The following is a 21109-nucleotide window of genomic DNA, read 5'->3' as shown; positions in this document are numbered from 1 at the left end:
CAGAACCGACCGGCGCCCGCCACCCACCACCCGCCGCCCGGTGCTACGGCGCGACCAGGGTCTGCACGGGGGCGGGCTCGGGGCTGACCGGGAGCCGCTCACGCTGGGCGAGGTAGGTGGCGATGTCGTGGAACAGCGGCGCCGCGCTCGCCCCGCCCTCGGGCGCGTCCAGCATGATCGCGATCACGTACTGCGGGTCCTCGGCGGGGAGCATCCCGGCGAAGGTGATCCAGTACGTGTCGTCGGAGTAGCAGCCGCACTCCGGGTCGATCTGCTGTGCCGTGCCCGTCTTGCCGGCCACCTGGTAGCCCGGCACCGCGGCCTGCGGGCCCGTGCCGCTCTGGCCGCGCGCGTCCTGAGTGACGGCCGTGAGCATCGTCCGGAGCTGTGCCGCTGTCTCCGGCGACACCACTCGCACCGGCTGGGGCGCGGGCTCCGGAACCGTGACGCCGTCCGGCCCGGTGGTCGCGGAGATGATGCGCGGCGGGATGCGCACCCCGTCGTTGGCGACGGCCTGGTACATGCCGGCCATCTGGAGGGTGGTCATCGACAGGCCCTGCCCGATCGGCAGGTTGCCGAACGTCGAGCCCGACCAGGTCTCGAGCGCCGGGACCAATCCCTCCTCCTCGCCGGGCAGTCCCACACCGGTCTTCGTGCCGATCCCGAACCGGGTGAGCATGTCGACGAACCGCTCCTCGCCGACCTCCTGCGCCAGCATGATCGTCCCGACGTTCGACGACTTCGCGAGCACACCGGTGAGCGTGTAGCGCTCGACGCCGTGGTCCCAGGCGTCGCTGATCGTCCGGTCGGCGACACGGATGCTTCCCGGCACCGACAGGATGTGCTCCGGCTCGGCGATGTCGTACTCCAGCGCCGCGGCCATCGTCACGATCTTGTTGACCGACCCCGGCTCGAACAGATCCTGCACCGCGGGGTTGCTGCGCTGTTCCGGCGTGGTGCTGCCGTACTCGCTCGGGTCGAATGTGTGCCCGTTGGCGAGTGCCAGCACCTCCGCGGTGTCGGCGTCGAGCACCACGGCGGAGGACGTGGGGTCCGCCCCGGTCTCGCGGACGGCGTCCAGCAGTGCCTGCTGCACCGTGTACTGGAGGTCGGAGTCGAGCGTGAGGCGCAGGTCCGAACCCGGGGTTGCCGGGCGCTCGAAGCGGGTGCTGCCGGGGATGACCGCGTTGCCGCCCTCCGCGGTCGCGACCTCCCGCAGCCCCTCCGAGCCGGCGAGCAGGTTGTCGTAGGAGCTCTCCAGGCCGACGCGCCCGGTGAGCTTCTGCTCCTCGGCGTTCCAGCCGGCCGCCCCGATGACGCTCGCGGCGAGCGAGTCCGCGGGGTACTGCCGCAGCTCCCGGCGCTCCTCGGTGATCAGCGGGAACTGATCGCGCAGCCGTTGCGCCACGTCCGGGTCCACCGGGTCGGCCAGCACGACGTACCCGCGGTCGCTGGTGATCTTGTCGAGCAGCTCCGCGCGGTCCTCGCCGGTCGCGGCGGCGACGGCCGTGGCCATGTCGGAGGCGTACTGCCGCGCTTCCTCGCCCTTGGTGGACGCGATGAGCCGCGGGTTGGTGATGAGCGCCCGCGCGTCGACGCTGAACGCGAGCGGGTTGCCCGCGCGGTCGAAGATGCCGCCCCGAGCCGCGGGCAGCGATATCTGGGTGAAGGCCTGGCGCTCCGACCCGGCGCGCAGCTCGCCCGCCTGCACGGTCTGCACCACGACGAGCCGCAGCATCGCCACCGCGAGCGCGAGCACGAGCAGGACCCGGCCGACCTTCAGCCGTCGCGAGTAGACCGCACCCCCGCTCGCGGAGCGGCGCAGCGCTGACGAGCGGGCCGCGCCTGCGGCCGGGGGCCGGGGCGGGGCCGTCGTCATCAGCCGTCGCCCTGCTCGGTGGGGGTGCCGGCGTCCGCTGCCGAGTCGGTGCCGGTGGCCTGCTGTGCCCGGACGTCGGAGTGCTGCTCCGCGCCGGATACGTCCCCCGCCTGCTCACGGGAGGGCTGTTGCCCGGCCGGCGCGGCCGGCTGCTCGTCGGACGGCGCGGTCGCCCCGCCGTCCTCCCGAGCCGGCCCGCCGGCGGCAGCAGCGGCCGCGGCGGCCGTGCCCGGCTCGGGCCGTGGCGCGGGCGGCGCCGGCTCCGGCTCCCCGACGACGGTGACCGACCCGTCCGGGGCGACCACGAGCCGCGCCGGGTCCTGCACCGGCACCATGCCCAGCTGGGCCGCCCGCCGGGCGAGCTCCGGCGCCGACTCCATGGCCGCCACCTCGCGGCGCAGCCGCTCGCTCTGCTCGCTCAGGCTCTCCGCCTCGGCCTTCGCGTCCTGCAGGCGGTAGGAGTCGGCGGCGGCCGCCGTGGACAGCCACAGCGTCGCCACCAGCCCGACGGCGAGCAGCACCATGATCAGCAGGACGAACTGCGTCCGCCCGGTGGACGGCGCCGAGCGCGGCTGCCGCCCGGGGATCAGCCTGCGCAGCCGGTCGTCCCGGCGGGCGTAGGCCTTCGTCGCCGACCGCTGGGTGCCCGGCTCCCGCACCGGGGCCGACCCCCAGCCCGTGACGGGCGCGGTGGCCGCCCCCCGCTGGCTCGGGATCGTCGCGGTCCGGCCGCGGGTGGCGGTCTTCGTCCGTTCGGTGACCGGAGCACTCACGAGAACCTCCGGGGAACGGGCCGCCGGTACGCGGACGCGCTCGGGCGTCCGCCCGGCACAGCTGCACGCTCGATCACGTCTGCTCCTCCCTCACGCTTCCCCGCACCGCGCCCGTGGGCGCGGTGCGCCACTGCTCCTCATGCCGCCTCCCGGATCCGTTCGGCGGCGCGCAGGCGGACCGGCGCCGCCCGCGGGTTCTCGGCGATCTCGGCCTCGGTCGCCTGCTCCGCTCCCCTGGTGAGCAGCCGCAGCTCCGGGCCGTGGTCCGGCAGCTCGACCGGCAGGTCCACCGGCGTGCGCGAGCGCGACCGCTCCGCCAGCTCGCGCTTGACGATGCGGTCCTCCAGCGACTGGTAGGCGAGCACGACGATCCGGCCGCCGACGGCGAGCGAGTCGAGCGCGCCCGGCAGCGCCGTGCGCAGCGCGTCCAGCTCGCCGTTGACCTCGATCCGCAGCGCCTGGAACGTGCGTTTGGCCGGGTGCCCGCCGGTGCGCCGCGACGCCGCCGGGACGGCCTCGTAGAGCAGCTCGACGAGCTCGGCGCTGCGGCGCAGCGGCGCGCGCGCCCGCCTGCGGGCCACGGCCGCCGCGATCCGTCCCGCGAAGCGCTCCTCGCCGTACTCACGGAGCACCCGCGCCAGCTCGGCCACCGGGTAGGTGTTGAGGACCTCGGCGGCGGTCGGACCCGTGGTCGGGTCCATCCGCATGTCGAGGTCCGCGTCCCTGGAGTAGGAGAAGCCGCGCTCGTCGGCGTCCAGCTGCAGGGACGACACACCGAGGTCGAACAGCACCCCGTCGACCCGAGGGAGCCCCAGTTCCCCCAGGACGTCGACGATGCGGTCGTACACGGCGTGCACCAGGTGGGTGCGGTCGGCGTGGGCCGCGAGCCTGCGCCCGGCCATGGCCAGTGCCTGCGGGTCGCGGTCCAGGCCGACCAGCGTGAGCTGCGGATGGGACGCGAGCAGGGCCGCGGCGTGCCCACCGAGGCCCAACGTCGCGTCCACCAGGACGGCAGCACGGTCCGCGATCGCGGGACGGAGCAGGTCGGCCACACGAGTCAGGGCCACGGGGACGTGCCTGGCCCCAGCCGGCGCGTCCTCGCCCGAGGAATGCTGCCCCACAGCCCACCTCCCTGCCCGTGTCGCCGAACCGCACCGGCCCGGGCTCCCAGCCGGGCCGTGCTGTTCCCACCCCGCCGGCTCCGCACGCTCCGCCGGCTGCCGTCCCCGGCCCGTCGATGCCTCCACCCGGCAGACCTGGCACCGGGGAAGGTGCGCCAGGGCTACCGGGTGGGGACACCGCCGGGTCCGTCTCGCCCCCGCGTTCCGTCCGCCTAGATCAGTCCGGGGAGCACCTCCTCCTGCGCCTGGGCGTAGGTGTCCTCGTGCTGGTCCTGGTACCGCTGCCAGGCCTCGGCGTCCCAGATCTCGGCGCGTGTGAACGCACCGATCACCACGCACTCCTTGCTGAGCCCGGCGTAGCGGCGCAGCTCGGGGGTGATGGCGATCCGTCCCTGGGAGTCGGGGTTCTGCTCGTCGGTGCCGGAGAAGAGGTTGCGTTGGAAGACGCGGGCGGCCTCGCTCGTCAGCGGCGCGGACGCCACCTTGCGAGCCAGCTCCGTGAAGGCCTCGCGGGTGAACACGTACAGGCAGTGGTCCTGCCCCTTCGTGATCATCAGCCCGCCTCGCAGCTCGTCGCGGAATTTCGCGGGCAACGTGAGCCGCCCTTTGTCGTCCAACTTCGGGGTGTAGGTGCCGAGGAACACCGGCCCCACCTCCACCTGCGGCCCTGTTGTGCCCCAGCGATCACCACATTACCCCACTTCCCCCCACCGTCAACCGGAGGTGCCTCGGCCCGACGCGGCAACTTCGGCCGAATCCGCAGGTCACAAGGGGTGGGGCGAAGTGGGGGGCCGGCACCGACCACCCGCTTGCGCTACGAAATTCGGCCCCCACGACCTGCCACTCACCGTGCCGGAACGGCCACTGACGGTCCTCCGGGAGCGGCGATGCGGGGTCCCTGGCCCGCGCAGGGCGACGCAGTGCGTCCGGTGGGGCAGAGTGGGGGGCGGCCGCCCGTACCCCATCGGGCGACGATCCGCACGGGCGTTTGACAGACTGGAACGACGTCCCGGCCGGGCGGGACGGCGACGAGCGTCAGCGAGGAGTGGTCGTGCCCGAGCGTGCGAGGTCAGCATTCGACACTGCCCTGTGTGGCACGACGGCGACGAGCGCCAGGGAGGAGTTGCGGTGACGACGACGAGCAGCCGGCCCGGAGTGGACGGCGAGGCCGCGGGCCTCGCGGAGCTGGCCGAGCTGTGCAGCCGCATCGCCGCCAACGTCCAGCGCGTCATCGTCGGCAAGCCCGAGGTGGTGCGCGTCGCGCTCGTCGCCCTGCTCGCCGAGGGTCACCTGCTCGTCGAGGACGTCCCCGGCGTCGGCAAGACCTCGCTGGCCAAGGCCATCGCGCGGTCGATCGACTGCTCGGTCAGCCGCGTCCAGTTCACCCCCGACCTCCTGCCCGGCGACATCACGGGCATGTCGATCTACAACCGGCAGACCACCGAGTTCGAGTTCCGGCCCGGCCCGGTGTTCGCCAACATCGTGATCGCCGACGAGATCAACCGCGCCTCCCCGAAGACGCAGTCGGCGCTGCTGGAATGCATGGCCGAGCACCAGGTCACCGTCGACGGCGCCACCTACGCCCTCGCGAGCCCGTTCATGGTGGTCGCCACCCAGAACCCGGTCGAGATGGACGGCACCTACCCGCTCCCGGAGGCGCAGCGCGACCGCTTCACCGCCCGGGTCAGCGTCGGCTACCCCGACCTCGCCGCCGAGCTCGCGATGGTCGACGAGCACTCCGCGGCCGACCCGCTCGAGGCGCTACGCCCGGTCACCGACGCCCGCCAGGTGCGCGGGGTGATCGACGCCGTGCGCCACGTGCACGTCGGGCCCGAGGTCCGGCAGTACTGCGTCGAGCTCGTCGGCACCACCCGCAGGCTCCCCGAGGTGCGCCTCGGCGCCTCACCCCGGGCCACCCTGCAGCTGGTGCGCGCCTCCCGCGCCCAGGCCGCGCTCGCCGGCCGCGGGTTCGTCGTCCCCGACGACGTCCAGGCCGTCGCCGTGCCCGTGCTGGCGCACCGGCTGTTGCTCACCCCCGAGGCGCTGGCCTCCCGGCGCTCGGCCGTCGACATCGTCCGCAGCCTGGTGGGCCGCCACGCCGTGCCCGCTCCGGGCCGGCCCGGCTCCTGAGCCGGATGAGCGAGAAGGGCGGCCGGTTCGCCGGCCTCACCACACGAGGACGCTGCCTGCTCGCCGGTGGGCTGGCCACCGCCGTCTGCGCCGTCGTGCTCGACGAACGCGACCTGCTGCGCGTCGGCGCGTTCGTGGCGCTGCTCCCCCTGCTGGCGCTCGTGCTCGCCGCCCGGGCCAGGCGAACGGTGCGGGCCGGGCGGAGCCTGAGCCCCGCCCGGCTGCCCGTCGGCGGCGACGTCACCGTCGAGCTGCGGCTGCAGGGCCCGCCCCTGATCGGGGCCATCCGGCTGACCGACACCGCCCCCGACGCCGCCGGGCCGCAGGCCTCGGCACCACCCCGGTTCACCGTGCACCGGCTGTCGAGCCGCGGCGGGGCCGCGCTGACCTATCCCCTGCGGCCGGTGCTCCGCGGTGTCCACCGGGTGGGGCCGCTCACCGGCACCGCGGCCGACCCGCTCGGCCTCGCCGAGTTCGAACGGGGGCTCATCCCCGCCGACCGGCTGCTCGTCCTGCCCCGGGTGGTGCCGCTGCGCGGGCTGCCCCCGAGCCTCGGGGCGGGCGAGGGCACGCCGGGCGCCGCGCTCGCGCACCAGGGCCAGGGCGCGTCCGACGTGCTGATCCGCCAGTACCGGCAGGGCGACGAACTGCGCAGGGTGCACTGGCGCAGCACCGCCCGGCACGACGAGCTGATGGTCCGGCTGGAGGAACGGCCGTGGCGCGGCGGCACCACGGTGCTGCTGGACCGCCGCGACTGCGCGCACCGGGGCCGCGGTCCCGACTCGAGCCTCGAGTTCGCGGTCTCCCTCGTCGCCAGCGTGTTCAGCCACCTCATGGCCCAGGGCGAGGCCCTCACGCTCGTCACCGAGGACGGCGCCGAGCTCACCGGGCCCGCCTCGGCCGCCCACACCGATCCGCTGCTGGACGCGCTCGCCGCCCTGCGCCCGTCGGCGCGCACCGACCTCGGCGGCCCGCAGCTGACGCCCGGCACCGACGTCCTGGCCGTCCTCGGCGCGATGAGCCCGGCCCAGGTGGACGCCCTGCTGGCCCGGCGGGTGGGCGCCGGGCACGCCGTACTGCTCGACACCGCCACCTGGGACCCCGCAGGCACCACCAGCGGGGCGGCGAGCAGCGCCGCCGCACTCCGCAGGGCCGGGTGGCACGTTACCGTGGCGACGGCGCGGTCGACCCCCGAGCGGGTCTGGGACGACCTCGTCTCCGGTGCGGTGGGCCCCGTCGGGGCGGCGGCCCGATGACCCGCCAGGCCGTACCCGGAGCATTCCGTGCAGCGCATCCGCGGAGGCGACCGACGAGCGCCCGGGAGGAGACCACATGAGCACCACCCTCGAGCGCCCGCCGGCCCCGCGCCGATCGGTGTCCCGGCCCGTGGCGGCGTCGCCGGCGCGGCTGCCGTGGATCGCCGCGCTCGGCTCCGGGCTGGCCGTGCTCCTCGCCGCAGGCCCGGTCACCGCCGTGGTCCAGGGCGGGAGCTGGTTCGCCCACGCCGTGGCGGTGGTCGGCGCCGTCGTCGCCGCCGGACTGCTCGCGCACCGCCTCGGCCCGGTCGCGGTCGCCGCGGCACAGTGCGCCGCGATCCTGGTGGTCCTGACCGCGACGTTCACCGGCAGCGGCCTGCTCGGCCTGGTGCCGACGCCATCGGCCTTCGGCGAGTTCGGCGCCCTGCTCACCGGGGCCGGGCAGCAGATCGACTCGGGCATCGCGCCGGTGCCGGCCACGCCGGAGATCCTGTTTCTCGTCACGGCCGCGTTCGGGCTGCTCGCCGTCTGCGTCCACCTCACCGCGGTGAGCGCCGGCGCGCCCGCGGCGGCCGGGGTGCCATTGCTGGCGGTGTTCGCCGTGCCCGCCGCGCTGGCCGACGAGCTGCTGCCCTGGTGGGCGGTCGCCGGGGCCGCCGCCGGGTTCGGTCTGCTCCTCGTGGCCCACGAGGGGATCCGCAGGCAGCTGCCCGGCGGGAGCGCGCTCGTGGCCGGGGCGGTGGCGCTGGCCGTCGTCATCGGCGCCGGTGCCGGGTTCGTCGGCACGGCGGGACGGTTCGAGGGCAACGGCAGCGGCGGGGCGGCCGGCGGCTCGATCGGGCTCAGCCCGTTCACCGGGCTGCGCGGGCAGCTCGACCAGTCCGACCCGGTGGAGCTGTTCCGGGTGCGCGGGCTGGAGCGGCCCAGCTATCTGCGGGCGCTCACGCTGCGCGAGTACGTGGCCGACACCGGGTGGCAGGCCACCCAGCCCGCGCCCGGTCTGCCCCTGCCCGGCTCGATCCGGACCGAGCCCGGCACGCCGGGCACCGTCGTCGACATCCAGGTCGAGAACCGGGCGTTCCGCGACTACTGGCTGCCGCTCGTCGGGGAGCCGCTCGACGTCGCCGGCGTGGCCCCCGCCCAGTGGGCCTACGACACGGCGAGCGGCACCGCCTACACCGAGCGGCCGCGGCAGGAGGACGGTTGGCAGCAGCGCGCGTTCCTGCCCTCCCCTGGCGTCGCCGAGCTCCGGCAGAGCGACGGATCGGCCGGGGTCGCCCCGGAGTACCTCGACACCGCCGGCGTCGACCCCCGGGTGGCGGAGATCGCGCAGGAGGTCGTCGCCGGCCGCGACACCACCTTCGACCGGGCACTCGCGCTCCAGGAGTTCTTCACCGGGCCGGAGAGCCCGTTCCGCTACAGCCTCGAGACCGCGCCCGGAGCGGGTGACGACGCGCTCGTGGAGTTCCTCACGGTCGGGCAGGTCGGCTACTGCGAGCAGTTCGCCTCCGCGATGGCCGTGATGCTGCGTACGGTGGGCGTGCCGGCCAGGGTCGCGGTGGGGTTCACGGCGGGCACCGACGTCGGCGACTACCGGTCGATCAGCACGTCCGACGCGCACGCCTGGGTCGAGGCGTGGTTCCCCGGCATGGGGTGGACGACGTTCGATCCGACACCGCTCACCGACGGGCGCGCCGTCACCCCGCCGTACGTCCTGGAGGCGCCGATGGAGGCCGCCGGCGAACCGGCCGCCGCCGAGGACGACGCACTCGTGCCCGGACAGGTCGACGGGCAGGAGCCGAGCACAGCGCCCGCCGCACCCGAGGAGCAGCCGGTGTCCGGGGCGGTCGGCCCGACGGAGGCCGAGGACGTCGGCCCGCCGCTCTGGCCGCTGGTCGCGCTGCTCCTGCTCGCCGCGGTGGCGGTGGTCCCCGGCGGCCTGCGGGCCGTGGAGCGGCGCAGGCGGCTGGCCGCGGTGACGGCGGGCGGTACGGACGCGGCCGGGGCCGGATGGGCCGAGCTGCTCGCCGAGTCCACCGACCGGGGCGTCCCGAGCCCGCCGAGCGACACGGTGCGCGGGGCCGCGCGGCGGATGGTGCGGGAGCACCGGCTCGACCAGGAGGCGCAGCAGGCGCTGCGGCAGGTGGTCGGCGCGGTGGAGGCGAGCTGGTACGGCGGGGGCGGATCCGCGCCCGGGGAACTGGACGGCGCGGTCCGGACGGTGCGGTCGGGCATCGCGGCGGGCAGCGCACTGTCGCTGCGGGGACGGCTGCTGCCGCGATCGGTGCTCGCCGGGTCGCTGCGGCGGGCGGGGCGGGACCGGGCGCGGGACGAGGACGTCCACGCCGGGGTCTGAGCGCCGCACCGGGGCTGCCTGCGCATGCACCACCGCCGCCTCCCGGCGATGCCGGGGGCGGCGGTTGCGGTGGTCGTGCGGGGGTGGGCGGAGCGCCTACTCCTGCTCGAACCGGCGGCGGAAGCGCTCCTCCATGCGGCCCGTGAACCGGTTCTTGTCCGGTTCGGTCTCCTTCGCCTGGGCGGCCTGACCGCCGCCGCCGAGGGAGGTGACCGTGAGTAGGGCGCCACCGAGCATCACGAGGAAGCCCACGACGCTCAGCACAGGAAGGGACGCCAACCAGAGCTGCGGCACGGCGACGCCGACGACGAGCAGCACCAGGCCGACGACGAACAGCGCTACGCCCTGCAGACGGCGGCGGCGGGTGGGCTTGCGCAACCGGCCGCCACGGACGGTCGACGCGAACTTGGGGTCCTCGGCGTAGAGAGCGCGCTCGATCTGTTCGAGCAACCGCTGCTCGTGCTCGGAGAGGGGCACGACTTCACCTCCGGCACTGTCATCCTGTCGGGTCATCGTCCATGGTGCCGGAACGACGGCGACGGACGTCCAGGCTGGGCGTCCGCTTCCGAGGATACGAGGCTTGGGGCCTGTCGACTACCCGGACTCGTCGAGCGGACGGGTTGATCTTCCCGGTCGGCGTTGCGGACGGCCCGATCGGGCGCTCCGGACGCCCGGCGAGCACCCTGAACTGCTCCGCGCACGGCGGGCGGTGGCTCCGACGCGGTGACCGGTAGCACGCCGGGAGCATCCGGGCACGGAGGGTGGTCGCCGTCACCGGTGCGCGGTCACCCGTCAGGGAGTGGAGAACGGCGCCCCAGGCCTCCGCTGTCCCCCGTGGCGGGCGAGGGCGTGCAGCCGCGCGGCCACCTCCAGCAGCGGCGGCGCCGCGGCCGCGAGGCCTTCCAGCTCGGCCACCTCCCGGACGATCGCCGGCCCGCCGTCGCACACCGCCCCCGGGACCCAGCCCTCGAGCACGCCGTCGCCCTGCAGCACCTCCACCTGCAGCGCGCCGCCCGCCTCCAGCAGCTCCCGCAGCGTGGCGGCGTCGAGGCGCCTGCGCAGCGGGTCGTCGGCGCCGAACCGGCCGTCGGGAGCGGTGAGCAGCGCCCTCGCCTCGGCGAGCTTGCCGCTGAGGGTGCGCGCGAGCACGGCCGCATAGCGGCCCGGAACGAGCACCGACACCAGCCCGCCGACTGCGGTCGCCGTCGTGAGCGCCGCGACGGCCGCCGCGGCGTCGTCGACCACCTCGAGCAGGTTGTGCCCGAGCACCAGGTCGGCGCCGCCTGCCGGGGCGACCTCGGCCAGCGCGTCGACGTCCCCCTGGACGGGGGTGACCAGGTCGTGCACGCCCGCGTCGCGCGCTCTGCGGTGCAGGGCCGCCAGGGCGTCGGGACTGTTGTCGACCACGGTGACGGCGCATCCGAGCCGCGCGAGCGGCACCGCCCACGCCCCGCTGCCGCCCCCGACGTCGAGTACGCGGGGCGGACGCTCCGGGCGCAGGGCGCGCACGCGCGTGACCTCGGTCGCAAGCGAACCATGGACGCGGCCGCCGCCCACTGCGCCGGTCGGCTCTGTCGTCGGACCACTCACCATCGGACCCTCACAGCGGCAGAGTAGTGCGCCACTCGAAAGGGTAGGTTGATCGCCGTGCAGGTCGTCGCCACGTTGAGCCTCAAGGGCGGAGTGGGCAAGACGACAGTGACCCTCGGACTGGCCGGAGCCGCGCTGCACCACGGGGTGCGCACGCTCCTGGTGGACCTCGATCCGCAGGCTAACGCCACGATCGCGCTCGACGCCTCGCCCACCGACGCCACCGTCGCGGACGTGCTCGACGACCCGCGCCGCTCGGTGGTGCGCCGCGCGATCGCCCCGAGCGGCTGGGGCGAGGGGCTGGACGTGCTGGTGGGCGCCGAGCAGACCGAGCGGCACAACCATCCCGACCCCGGCCCCAAGCAGCTCGTCCGGCTGTCGCGGGCGCTGCACCGCCTCGGCGATCCCGACGGCCCGCTGCCCCCGGCCGACGACGGCCGGCCCGGCGAGGGCGAGCCGTACCGGCTGGTGATCATCGACTGCCCGCCGTCGCTCGGGCAGCTCACCCGCAGCGCCCTTGCCGCGGCGCACCGGGCCGTGCTGGTGACCGACCCCACGATGTTCGCCGTGTCGGGCGTCCAGCGGGCGTTCGACGCCGTGCAGACCGAACGCGAACGCGGCAACCCCGACCTGCAGCCCCTCGGCGTGCTCATCAACCGGGTACGGCCCCGCAACACCGAGCACGAGTTCCGGATCGCGGAGCTGCGCGAGCTGTTCGGGCCGCTGGTGTTCAGCAGCGTGCTGCCCGACCGCTCGGCGATCCAACAGGCGCAGGGCGCCTGCCTGCCCATCCAGCGCTGGGACACCCCCGGTGCGCGGGAGGCCTCCGCGGTGTTCACGCTCCTGCTGGGCCGGGTGCTGCGCAGCGACCGGGCGCGGCGCCCCGACGGCGAGGTCACGGCGCCGCCAGCGACGCGCTGACGGACCGGTCGAGCCGTCGGAGGCGGGCCCGACGGCGGTGATCAAGGCGCAGACGTCCCGAACGGATCGGTTCAGAGCGACACCAGCGCCTTGATCACCGAGCTGATGAGTCGACCGGACGGGCCCGACCCCCGCCCGGCACGCAGGCCCGGGGCAACGACCCCGACCGGAGCCCGACAGGCGACGATCACGGGCGGCGGGCCGCCCACCACCCCTGGCTCGCTGCCCCCCGCCCGTGATCACCGCCCGCCCGACGAGCGGGACGCCCGCCCCGGTCCCGGCCGACCCGGCCCGGCCCGGCCCGGCCCGTCAGCGCAGCGGCACCGCCGTCCGCACGATCCCGACGAACTGTTCGGCCTGCCGGAGCAGGTCGTCGGCGTCGCGCCGACCGACGAGGCGACTGATCCCGGCCTCGGCGGCGACGCGGGTGTCGGAGCAGGAGGCGAAGAACGCCGCCCACTCGCCGAGCTCGGGTGCGACGTCGGAGAGCAGCTGCCAGACGTTGCGGGTGGCCCCGCGCCGCGGCTGGGGCCGGGCGCGGACGGCGAGCACCGCGGCCCCGGCGCGCAGCGCAGCCAGATACGCCGCCGGGTAGCGGGCCATGGGGTCGTCGGTGCGGTGGGCCTCCGCGAGCCCGTCGGCGGCCTGCCGCAGCAGTGCGAGCGCGGCCCGGGAGGTGGGTGCGGGCAGCGGCCGGGCCGCCCGCTCCGGCGCGCGCGGACTCGGCACGGCGGAGGTGGTCGTGGTGGTGATGGTCATGGTCCGCTCCTTCCGTTCCCGCGCCCATCGGGGCTCATTCGGTCACCCGCACGAGGTCCCAGACCCCGGGGCCCGCCCGCATCCGCAGCACGAACTCCCTGGCGGGCGCCTCCGGCTCCCCCATCGACCGCGCGACGACCCGCCAGCACCGCAGGCGGTCGCCCCCGACGGGCATCGGCGAGGGGAACGGCCACGGCGACTCCTCGATCCAGCGCTCCCGGACGTCGGTGACGAGGTAGCGCGGCCCCCGCCGCACCGGCCTGCGCTGGAACTCGACCGGCTCGCCGTCCTGCCATCGGACCTGGATCGGGGTGGGCTGACGCGAGCCGAACACCCGGCCGAACGGGCTCATGCCGCCTCCCGGGGACCGCGCAGGAGCGGCCGTGCCGCGGCCGGCACCGCCCTCGACGACTCGGTGGCAGGCTCAGCCATGTGCCTACGCTCCTTCCGACCGGGACCGGAACCGGCACACCCGGCGGCGGAGTGCTTCCCCCACTCCACCAGCCGGGTTGCCGAGATCGAACGCATGTTCGATCCGCTTCCCAGTAGACCGCGCCGGGGCGGCCGCGTCAAGTCGGACGCGCCACAACGCGACCGATGCGCCGCTCGCGTGGTGTGATGGAGGGGTGACCAGGGCTCCGGCGCGCCACCTCGTCCAGCTCGGTCCGGACGAATTCGCCGACCGGCTGGCCGAGGCGCTGCACGTCTACGTGAGCGCCATGGGCTACCCGGCGAGCACCGCGCGGCACCGGCGCACCCTCTGGCTCGACCACCTGCGCAGGCCGGGCTGGCGCGCCGTCGGATGGGTGGACGCCGCGGGCTCCCTGCTCGGGATCGCCTACGGCTACGCAGGGGCGTCCGGGCAGTGGTGGTACGAGGAGGTGCGCAGGGGGCTCGCCACCGCGGGCGCCGACGCGCAGGTCTGGCTGCGCGACTACTTCGAGCTCACCGAGCTGCACGTCCGACCGGACGCGCAGGGCCACGGGCTCGGGGAGGCCCTCCTGCGCAGCCTGCTGGCCGGCACCGACCGGTCCCAGGTACTGCTCTCCACGCCCGAGTACGGCCCGCACCCGCCGGGGCGGGCATGGCGGCTGTACCGGCGCGAGGGGTTCCGCGACGTCCTGCGCGACCACCGCTTCACCGGCGACTCCCGGCCCTTCGCGGTGCTCGGCCGCGAGCTCCCCCTCGATCCCCCCGCCACGGCGCCGCACTGACGCCCTCCGGCGCTGGGCCCGGCTCGGCACGCCTCCGTTCCCCCGAGGGGGATCGTCGGACCCGGATGGCACGATGACGGCCGTGTCCGCACCCGCCAGCACCGCCCGCCGCGTCGTCCTGCCGCTGCTCGCCCTGCTGGTGGCCGTGGGCGTCCTGAGCGGCTGCGCGCGGGTGCAGGTCGCGCTCGCCGTCCAGCCGGACGACACCGTCACGGGCCAGATCGTGATAGCGACGCCGGAGAAGGGCCCCGACGACCCGGGGCCGCAGGTCACGCTGCCCGAGGACCTCGAGGACGAGGTCGACGTCTCGGAGTACCGCCAGGACGGCTACGCGGGCTCGCTGCTGCGCTTCGACAGCCTTACGTTCGAGCAGGTCGCGGCCCTCACCCAGGTGGCGGGACCGGCGGGCGAGGCCGTGCACCTGGAGATGCACCGGGCGGGCGACCGCCTGGTCGTCACCGGGGCCGTCGACCTCACCACCGTCACGGTGGACCGGGCCGACTTCCAGCTCAAGATCGCGTTCCCCGGGCAGGTGGTCGAGACCAACGGCGAAGAGGACTCCGGCGAGGTCAGCTGGACGTTCGACGCGGGCGCGGTCGGCGACGTCAACGCCGTCGTCGCCTTCGCCGACCCGAACGCGCCGTCGGCGGTGAACTGGTCGATCGGCCTCGCCACCGTGGTGGCTCTCGCCGCCGCGGCGGTGGTGCTGCTCGCCCGCCGCACCCGCAACCCCCCGCTCAGCCCGCCGAGCCGCTGAGCGCGCCTTCCGGGCGCCGCGCGCCGAGCCCGAGCCGCTGCACCAGCTCGATCGTGGCGGTCGAGCGGTTCAGCGTGTAGAAGTGCAGCGCCCCCACGCCCTCCGCGAGCAGCCGGGCGCACATCTCCGCGGTCACGTCCATGCCCGCGGCGCGGAACGCGGCCGGGTCGTCGGCGTAGCGCTCCATGCGCTCCACCAGCGCGGGCGGCAGCGGCGCCCCGGAGAGCTCCGGCCCCCGGCGCAGGGTGCGCACCGTGGTGAGCGGCATGATCCCGGGCAGCAGCGGCACCTCGCAGCCCGCGGCGGCCAGCCGGTCGCGCAGCCGCAGGAACCCCTCCGGCTCGAGGAACAGCTGGCTGATCGCGAAGTCGGCGCCCGCCCGGATCTTGGCCAGCAGGCGCGCCAGATCGGACTCGGGGTCGGGCGAACGGGGGTGCCCGTACGGGAACGCCGCCACGCCCACGCAGAAGTCGCCGAGGCGGCGCACCATCGCCACCAGCTCGTCGGCGTAGGTGAGGCCCTCCGGGTGGGGCACCCACTCCCCCAGCGGGTCGCCGGGAGGGTCGCCGCGCACCGCGAGCACGTTGGGGATGCCGGCCGCGGCGTAGGCGCCGATCACGTGCCGCAGCTCGGCCACCGAGTGCGACACCGCGGTCAGGTGCGCCATCGGGACGAGGGTGGTGTCGGTGGCGATGCGCGCGGTCGTGCGGATCGTGCGGTCCCGGCTCGAGCCGCCCGCGCCGTAGGTGACCGAGACGAACGCGGGGTCGAGCGGCTCCAGGCGCCGGATGGCGCGCCACAGCTCCGCCTCGCCCGCCTCGTCCTTCGGCGGGAAGAACTCCACCGAGAACACGGGACGATCGCCGCCGATGCGCTGCGTGACCTTCACGGGGTGCAGCCTACGGCCGGGGCGGCCGTCGACGCGCCGGACGCCCGCGGCGCCGCTACCCTCGGCGGGTGCCTCGTTACTCCGCACACCTGCTCCCCCGGTGCCGAGGTCCCCTCCGCCGCCGCCTGCAGGTGTGCCCCCGATGACCCGCGCAGAGGCGTACCCCGATGGCGCACCGGAGGCGCCGGAGCGCCCCGACGACGCGGGCCTGACCGGCGCGATCGAGGCCGCGCTCGCGTCGTACGTGGGGTCCCGTGCCGCCGACACGGCCGCGATCGACCCGGCGTTCGCCGACGCGGCCGAGGCGCTCACCGAGTTCGTCCTGAGCGGGGGCAAGCGGATCCGGCCGACGTTCGCCTGGTGGGGCTGGCGCGGAGCCGGCGGTGCCGTCGACGCGCCGGAGGCCGTCGCCGTGCTCAAGGCGATCAGCGCACTGGAGCTCATCCAGGCCTGCGCCCTGATCCACGACGACCTGATCGACGCCTCGGAGACCCGTCGCGGCCGCCCCACTGTGCACGTCCGGTTCGCCCGCAGGCACGCCGCGCAGCGGTGGCGGGGCAGCCCGGCGCGGTTCGGCGCCGCCGCCGCGATCCTGCTCGGTGACCTCGCATTGTCCTGGGCCGACGACATGCTGCGCTCCGCGGGCCTGCCGCAGCCCGCCCGGGACCGGGCGTCGCTGCCGTGGGAGGCGATGCGCACGGAGGTGCTCGGCGGCCAGTACCTCGACGTGCTGCACCAGTCCACCGGCGAGATGTCCGCGCGGAGCGCGATGCAGGTGAACCGGTACAAGACCGCCGCCTACACCGTCGAGCGCCCGCTGCACCTGGGCGCGGCGATCGCCGGGGCGGGCCCCGAGCTGACCGCCTCCTACCGGCGGTTCGGTGCCGACATCGGGGTGGCCTTCCAGCTGCGCGACGACCTGCTCGGCGTCTTCGGCGACCCGGAGGTGACCGGCAAGCCCGCGGGCGACGACCTGCGCGAGGGCAAGCAGACGCTGCTCGTGGCCATCGCGGTGGAGCGCGCCGAGGAGCGGGGGCGCACGGCGGCCCGCGAGGCCGTCACCGCCGCGCTGGGCGATCCCGACCTGGACACCGCCGGGGTGGAGCGGGTCCGCGACCTGCTCACCGAGCTCGGCGCGGTGCAGGCGGTGGAGCAGCGGATCGCCGCGCTCACCGGGTCGGCGCTCGACGCCCTGTCCGCGGCCGAGGTCGCCGAGCCCGCCGCGTCGCAGCTGGCCGATCTGGCGGTCACGGCCACGCGGAGGAGGAGTTGAGGACCGTTCCGGGCCCGACCGACCACGTCGTGGTCGTCGGCGCGGGGCTGGCCGGGCTCAGTGCGGCGCTGCACCTGCTCGGCGCGGGGCGTCGCGTCACGGTCCTCGAACGCGCCGAGCACCCCGGGGGCCGGGCCGGGCGGCTGGACCTGCACACCGACCGCGGCACGTACCGCGTCGACCCCGGCCCCACCGTGCTGACCATGCCCGAGCTGCTCGACGAGGCGTTCGCGGCCGTCGGGGAGAAGGCCGACGAGCGACTCGACCTCGTGCCGCTCGACCCCGCCTACCGCACCCATTTCGCCGACGGCTCCACGCTCGACGTGCACACGGACGCGGCCGCGATGGAGGCCGAGGTCCGGCGCGTCTGCGGCCCGGACGCGGCCGGGCAGTACCGCCGGATGCGCCGCTGGCTCACCGACCTCTACGAGGCGGAGATCGACCGCTTCATCGGCGCGAACCTGGACTCGCCGCTGGACCTGCTCGGCCCCGACCTCGTCCGGCTCGCCGCGCTGGGCGGGTTCCGGCGGCTCGGCCCGCAGGTCGCCCGCATACTCCCCGACGAGCGGCTGCAGCGGATCTTCTCCTTCCAGGCGCTCTACGCCGGGGTGCCGCCGCACCTCGCGCTGGGCGCCTACGGCGTCATCGCCTACATGGACACCATCGCCGGGGTGCACTTCCCCCGCGGCGGGATGCGCCAGGTCGGGCAGGCCCTCGCCGACGCGGCCGAGGCGGCCGGCGCGACGATCCACTACGGCCGCACCGCCACCGGGCTGGAGCGCCGGAGCGGACGGGTGAGCGCGGTCCGGCACGGCGCGACCGACGATCCAGCGGGAGCGGTCGAGCGCCTGGCCTGCGACGCCGTGGTGCTGACCCCGGACCTCCCGGCCGTGCACCGCATCGTCGGCCGCACGCCGCGCCGTGCCGTGCCGCTGCGCTGGTCCCCGAGCGCCGTGGTGCTGCACGCCGGGCTCGCGCGCCCGCGGCCGGAAGCGGCGCACCATACGATCTCGTTCGGGGCGGCGTGGGAGTCCACCTTCCGGGAGATCATCGACGACGGCAGGCTGATGAGCGACCCGTCGCTGCTGGTCACCCGGCCCACCGCCACCGACCCCGGGCTCGCCCCCGATGGCTGCGACCTGCTGTTCGTCCTCGCCCCCTGCCCGAACACCGAGCGCGGGCCGCTCGACTGGGCGCGCGTCGGCCCCGCCTACCGCGACGAGCTGCTCGGCGTGCTGGCCGCCCGCAACCACCCCGGCCTCGGTGAGCTGGCGGGGGACGTCGAGATCTCCCGGCTCGTGACGCCCGCCGACTGGGCGGCGCAGGGGCTCGCCGCCGGCACCCCGTTCTCCGCGGCGCACACGTTCGCCCAGACCGGTCCGTTCCGGCCGCGCAACCTCGTTCAGGGACTCGCGAACGCGGCGCTCGCCGGCTGCGGGACCACCCCTGGCGTCGGGATCCCGCCCGTCCTGATCTCCGGCCGCCTCGCCGCGCAGCGGATCACCGGATCGGACGTGGGCACGCCCAGGGTCCGTACCCGGGGCTGACGGCGGTCATGCGAGCATGGATCGCGTCATGACTCCACCATCACCGGCCGACGCCCCGGCGCGCACCCCCGGCCCCGCCGCGCCGCGGTCGTGGCGAGCGCGGCTCGGTGCGCCGCCGCGGGGGCCGCTTCTGCTCGGGCTGACCGCGTCCCTGCTGATGGTCATCGGAGCGTTCGGCGCGGGCGGCGTCCTGGTTCGGGACCCGATTCTGTCGAACTCGCCGCTCGGCTTCTGGCGGTACGGGCACGGCCGCGAGCTCGCCACCGTGCTCATCTACGTCGGCGTGGCGCTGATGGCGTGGGCGTGGGTCCGGCTCGGCCGGGACGTGCTCGCGCACCGGGTCGGCGGCCGGGCGGTGCTCACCACCGCGGCCGTGTGGACGGCGCCGATGCTGGTGACGCCGCCGCTGTTCACCCGCGACGTCTTCAGCTACCTCGCGCAGGGCGGACTCCCGCTCGCCGGCTTCGACCCCTACGAGGTGGGGCCGGAGGCGATGCCGGGGATCTTCGCCGACAACGTCCACTACTTCTGGCAGGACACCCCGGCGCCCTACGGGCCGCTGTTCATCCTGCTCGCGAAGTCGGTGGCGTGGCTGGCCGGCGACAACATCATCCTCGGCGTCATCCTCATGCGGCTGGCGCTGCTGCCGGGCCTGCTGCTGTTCGTCTGGGCGCTGCCCGAGCTCACCCGCAGGCTCGGCGGACGGGTCCCGGTCGCGCTGTGGATCGCCGTCGCCAACCCGGTCATGGTGATCCACATGATCGGCGGAGGGCACAACGACCTGCTCGCGGTCGGACTGCTCGCGGCCGGTGCGCTCGTCGCGCTGCGCGGGCTGCCCGCCGCCGGGATCGCGCTCGTCACCGCGGCGATGGCCGTGAAGGCGAGCGCGGGCGTCGCGCTGCCGTTCATCGTGCTCGTGTGGGCGGGCCAGCTCACCGGCTCGCGCCCGGCGCGCATCGCCAAGGCGACGGCGGCCGGCATCGGCGTGTTCGTTGTGGTGTTCGGGGCGTGCACACTCGTGGCGGGCGTCGACCTGGGCTGGCTGCCCGCGCTGAGCGCGCCGTCCATGATCGTCAACTGGATGTCGATCCCCACCGGCGTCGGCGAGCTCGTGCACACGCTCGTCGGGATCGTCGCGGACGTGCCGAAGCAGCCGTTCATCAACGTCACCCGGGTGATCGGCGCCGCGGTGCTGCTCTGGATCGCGGTGCGCGAGTGGTGGGCGGCGCGCGACGGCGGGCCGGACGCCGTGCGCCGGGCCGGTGTCATCCTGTTCGCGGTGGCGCTGCTGTCCCCGGCGATGCTGCCCTGGTACGTCAGCTGGGGCATGGCGCTGCTCGCCGCGGCCGCCTGGACCGCCCGCGGCATGGCATGGGCCGTCTTCTTCTCGCTGATGCTGGTCGTCGCCTATTACCCCAACGGCGAGGACGCCCTCTACAACTGGCCCTTCATCGCCGGCTGCGCGCTCGTGTGGGCGCTCGCCGCGGTGTCATTGCTGCGGCCCGACCCACTGCGGCTCGGCGCCCGCCCGCGCCCGGCCGATGCGCCGGCGGCCCCCGAGCCGGTGCCCGCCGGACCTGCGGCGCCCCCGTCCCCCGCCGCGTCGTCCTCCCGTGCCGAGCCCGGGGCGGGCTGAGCTCGACGCGGCCGGGATCAGCGACCCGGCCCTGCGGGCCGCGTACGCCGTCTGCCGGTCCCTCAACGCCCGGTACGGCCGCACGTACTTCCTGGCCACCCGGCTGCTGCCGCCCGAGCGGCGGCCCGCCGTCCACGCCCTCTACGGCTTCGCCCGCTACGCCGACGAGATCGTCGACGACCTGGGCGACCAGCGCCCCGCCGAGGAGAAGGCCGACCGGCTCGACCGGCTGACGGCGCAGCTGCGCGAGGCGCTCGCCACGGGGTCCGCGGAGCACCCGGTGCTCGCGGCGCTCGCCGACACCGTGCGCCGATACGAGATCGACCACCAGCACTTCGCCGACTTCATGGTGTCGATGCGGATGGACACCACCGTCTCCGCCTACGCCACGTTCGACGAGCTCGGCGTCTACGTCCACGGCTCGGCGGCGGTGATCGGGCTGCAGATGCTGCCGGTCCTCGGCACCACCGTCCCGCGCGCCGAGGCCGAACCCGCGGCGGCGACGCTGGGGGTGGCGTTCCAGATCACGAACTTCCTGCGCGACGTCGGAGAAGACCTCGACCGCGGGCGGGTCTACCTGCCGGCCGACGAGCTCGCCGCATTCGGCGTCGACCGGGACGTGCTCGCCTGGTGCCGGCGGTCCCGCCGCCCCGACGCGCGCGTGCGCCGGGCCCTGGCCCACCTCGTGGCGCACACCCGGGCGGTGTACCGCCGCGCCGAACCGGGGCTGGCCATGCTGGAGCCGGTCTCACGCGCGTGCGTGACGTGTGCGTTCACGCTGTACCGGGGCATCCTCGACGAGATCGAGGTTGCCGACTACCACGTGCTGCACCGGCGGGTCGCGGTCCCGGCCCACCGGCGCGCCGGCGTCGCGCTCCCCGGGCTGGCCCGCGCGCTGGCCGCCCGCGCCCTGCCCTGACCGGCCCGAACCCGGAACGGGCGACTCGCGCGCCGAAAACGGGCGACCCGCGTGTCAGGAACGGGCGACTCGCGGATACCCCGCGAGTC

At 75.6% G+C, this 21109-nt stretch carries 19 protein-coding genes; 10 read left to right on the top strand and 9 right to left on the bottom strand.

The window, feature by feature from the left end:
• Positions 1 to 43 precede the first annotated feature (43 nt).
• The 4 genes from KME75_RS21135 to mraZ all read right to left on the bottom strand — a co-directional run bounded on the left by KME75_RS21135 (position 44) and on the right by mraZ (position 4417).
• Complete coding sequence (locus KME75_RS21135) at positions 44 to 1879, bottom strand: peptidoglycan D,D-transpeptidase FtsI family protein (protein ID WP_219416605.1); 1836 nt, start codon at positions 1877 to 1879, stop codon at positions 44 to 46.
• The gene (ftsL, locus tag KME75_RS21130; RefSeq protein WP_219416604.1) at positions 1879 to 2652 is read right to left on the bottom strand and encodes a cell division protein FtsL; all 774 of its coding nucleotides are present in this window, start codon (positions 2650 to 2652) and stop codon (positions 1879 to 1881) included. The genes KME75_RS21135 and ftsL overlap by 1 nt, the downstream gene beginning before the upstream one ends.
• Before the next feature lie 137 nt (positions 2653 to 2789).
• The gene (rsmH, locus tag KME75_RS21125; protein WP_219416603.1) at positions 2790 to 3773 is read right to left on the bottom strand and encodes a 16S rRNA (cytosine(1402)-N(4))-methyltransferase RsmH; all 984 of its coding nucleotides are present in this window, start codon (positions 3771 to 3773) and stop codon (positions 2790 to 2792) included.
• A 212-nt stretch (positions 3774 to 3985) separates the two neighbouring features.
• A complete protein-coding gene (mraZ, locus tag KME75_RS21120; protein ID WP_219416602.1) occupies positions 3986 to 4417 on the bottom strand; it encodes a division/cell wall cluster transcriptional repressor MraZ in 432 nt (143 codons plus the stop codon).
• Between the two features lie 484 nt (positions 4418 to 4901).
• Here mraZ and KME75_RS21115 point away from each other — a divergent pair, with 484 nt between their 5' ends.
• From KME75_RS21115 to KME75_RS21105, 3 genes are all read left to right on the top strand, one after another.
• Positions 4902 to 5903: an AAA family ATPase gene (locus KME75_RS21115; protein ID WP_372452635.1), complete on the top strand. Its 1002-nt coding sequence runs from the start codon at positions 4902 to 4904 to the stop codon at positions 5901 to 5903.
• A gap of 5 nt (positions 5904 to 5908) precedes the next feature.
• Positions 5909 to 7159, top strand: coding sequence for a DUF58 domain-containing protein (locus tag KME75_RS21110; RefSeq protein WP_219416600.1), 1251 nt, complete (start codon positions 5909 to 5911; stop codon positions 7157 to 7159).
• Between the two features lie 76 nt (positions 7160 to 7235).
• Complete coding sequence (locus tag KME75_RS21105; protein WP_219416599.1) at positions 7236 to 9515, top strand: transglutaminase TgpA family protein; 2280 nt, start codon at positions 7236 to 7238, stop codon at positions 9513 to 9515.
• A gap of 96 nt (positions 9516 to 9611) precedes the next feature.
• On the opposite strand, the gene KME75_RS21100 is transcribed toward KME75_RS21105, so the two are convergent.
• A complete protein-coding gene (locus KME75_RS21100; protein WP_219416598.1) occupies positions 9612 to 9992 on the bottom strand; it encodes an SCO2097 family morphological protein in 381 nt (126 codons plus the stop codon).
• A 315-nt stretch (positions 9993 to 10307) separates the two neighbouring features.
• Positions 10308 to 11108 (bottom strand): class I SAM-dependent methyltransferase, encoded by an 801-nt coding sequence (locus tag KME75_RS21095; protein ID WP_219416597.1) that lies wholly within the window; start codon positions 11106 to 11108, stop codon positions 10308 to 10310.
• Between the two features lie 54 nt (positions 11109 to 11162).
• Between KME75_RS21095 and KME75_RS21090 the strand changes: the two genes are divergently transcribed.
• Positions 11163 to 12026: a ParA family protein gene (locus tag KME75_RS21090; RefSeq protein ID WP_219416596.1), complete on the top strand. Its 864-nt coding sequence runs from the start codon at positions 11163 to 11165 to the stop codon at positions 12024 to 12026.
• 309 nt (positions 12027 to 12335) lie between these two features.
• Here the strand turns inward: KME75_RS21090 and KME75_RS21085 are convergent, their stop codons facing one another.
• Both KME75_RS21085 and KME75_RS21080 read right to left on the bottom strand, forming a co-directional pair.
• Positions 12336 to 12785 (bottom strand): SAV_6107 family HEPN domain-containing protein, encoded by a 450-nt coding sequence (locus KME75_RS21085; protein ID WP_219416595.1) that lies wholly within the window; start codon positions 12783 to 12785, stop codon positions 12336 to 12338.
• A 34-nt stretch (positions 12786 to 12819) separates the two neighbouring features.
• Positions 12820 to 13137 carry a hypothetical protein gene (locus KME75_RS21080; RefSeq protein WP_219416594.1) on the bottom strand — a complete coding sequence of 106 codons (318 nt, stop codon included), beginning with the start codon at positions 13135 to 13137 and terminating at the stop codon, positions 12820 to 12822.
• 274 nt (positions 13138 to 13411) lie between these two features.
• On the opposite strand from KME75_RS21080, the gene KME75_RS21075 reads away from it, so the two are divergent.
• Together KME75_RS21075 and KME75_RS21070 are read left to right on the top strand one after the other, a co-directional pair.
• Positions 13412 to 13999: a GNAT family N-acetyltransferase gene (locus KME75_RS21075; protein WP_219416593.1), complete on the top strand. Its 588-nt coding sequence runs from the start codon at positions 13412 to 13414 to the stop codon at positions 13997 to 13999.
• Positions 14000 to 14081: 82 nt separating this feature from the next.
• Complete coding sequence (locus KME75_RS21070) at positions 14082 to 14756, top strand: LppM family (lipo)protein (RefSeq protein ID WP_308282948.1); 675 nt, start codon at positions 14082 to 14084, stop codon at positions 14754 to 14756.
• Here the strand turns inward: KME75_RS21070 and metF are convergent.
• Positions 14737 to 15645, bottom strand: a complete 909-nt coding sequence (gene metF / locus KME75_RS21065) for a methylenetetrahydrofolate reductase [NAD(P)H] (RefSeq protein ID WP_219416591.1) — start codon at positions 15643 to 15645, stop codon at positions 14737 to 14739. The two genes, KME75_RS21070 and metF, sit on opposite strands and share 20 nt — an antisense overlap.
• Before the next feature lie 142 nt (positions 15646 to 15787).
• Between metF and KME75_RS21060 the strand changes: the two genes are divergently transcribed.
• From KME75_RS21060 to KME75_RS21045, 4 genes are read left to right on the top strand one after another with little or no spacing between them, the layout of a single operon-like run.
• Entirely contained in the window at positions 15788 to 16918 is a 1131-nt protein-coding gene (locus tag KME75_RS21060; RefSeq protein WP_219416590.1) for a polyprenyl synthetase family protein, read from the top strand.
• Positions 16915 to 18465 carry a phytoene desaturase family protein gene (gene crtI / locus KME75_RS21055; RefSeq protein WP_219416589.1) on the top strand — a complete coding sequence of 517 codons (1551 nt, stop codon included), beginning with the start codon at positions 16915 to 16917 and terminating at the stop codon, positions 18463 to 18465. The genes KME75_RS21060 and crtI overlap by 4 nt, the downstream gene beginning before the upstream one ends.
• Positions 18466 to 18493: 28 nt before the next feature.
• Positions 18494 to 20101 carry a polyprenol phosphomannose-dependent alpha 1,6 mannosyltransferase MptB gene (mptB, locus tag KME75_RS21050; protein ID WP_246632516.1) on the top strand — a complete coding sequence of 536 codons (1608 nt, stop codon included), beginning with the start codon at positions 18494 to 18496 and terminating at the stop codon, positions 20099 to 20101.
• On the top strand, positions 20079 to 21020 hold the full coding sequence (locus KME75_RS21045) for a phytoene/squalene synthase family protein (protein ID WP_308282946.1): 942 nt from the start codon (positions 20079 to 20081) through the stop codon (positions 21018 to 21020). Before mptB ends, KME75_RS21045 begins: the two co-directional genes overlap by 23 nt.
• Positions 21021 to 21109 lie beyond the last annotated feature (89 nt).

Origin of the sequence: Pseudonocardia nigra, assembly GCF_019396355.1 — a bacterium.
Classification (GTDB): Bacteria; Actinomycetota; Actinomycetes; order Mycobacteriales; family Pseudonocardiaceae; genus Pseudonocardia; species Pseudonocardia nigra.
The sequence above is the reverse complement of the archived record's forward strand: the minus strand, read 5'-3'. Positions and strand labels throughout refer to the sequence as shown.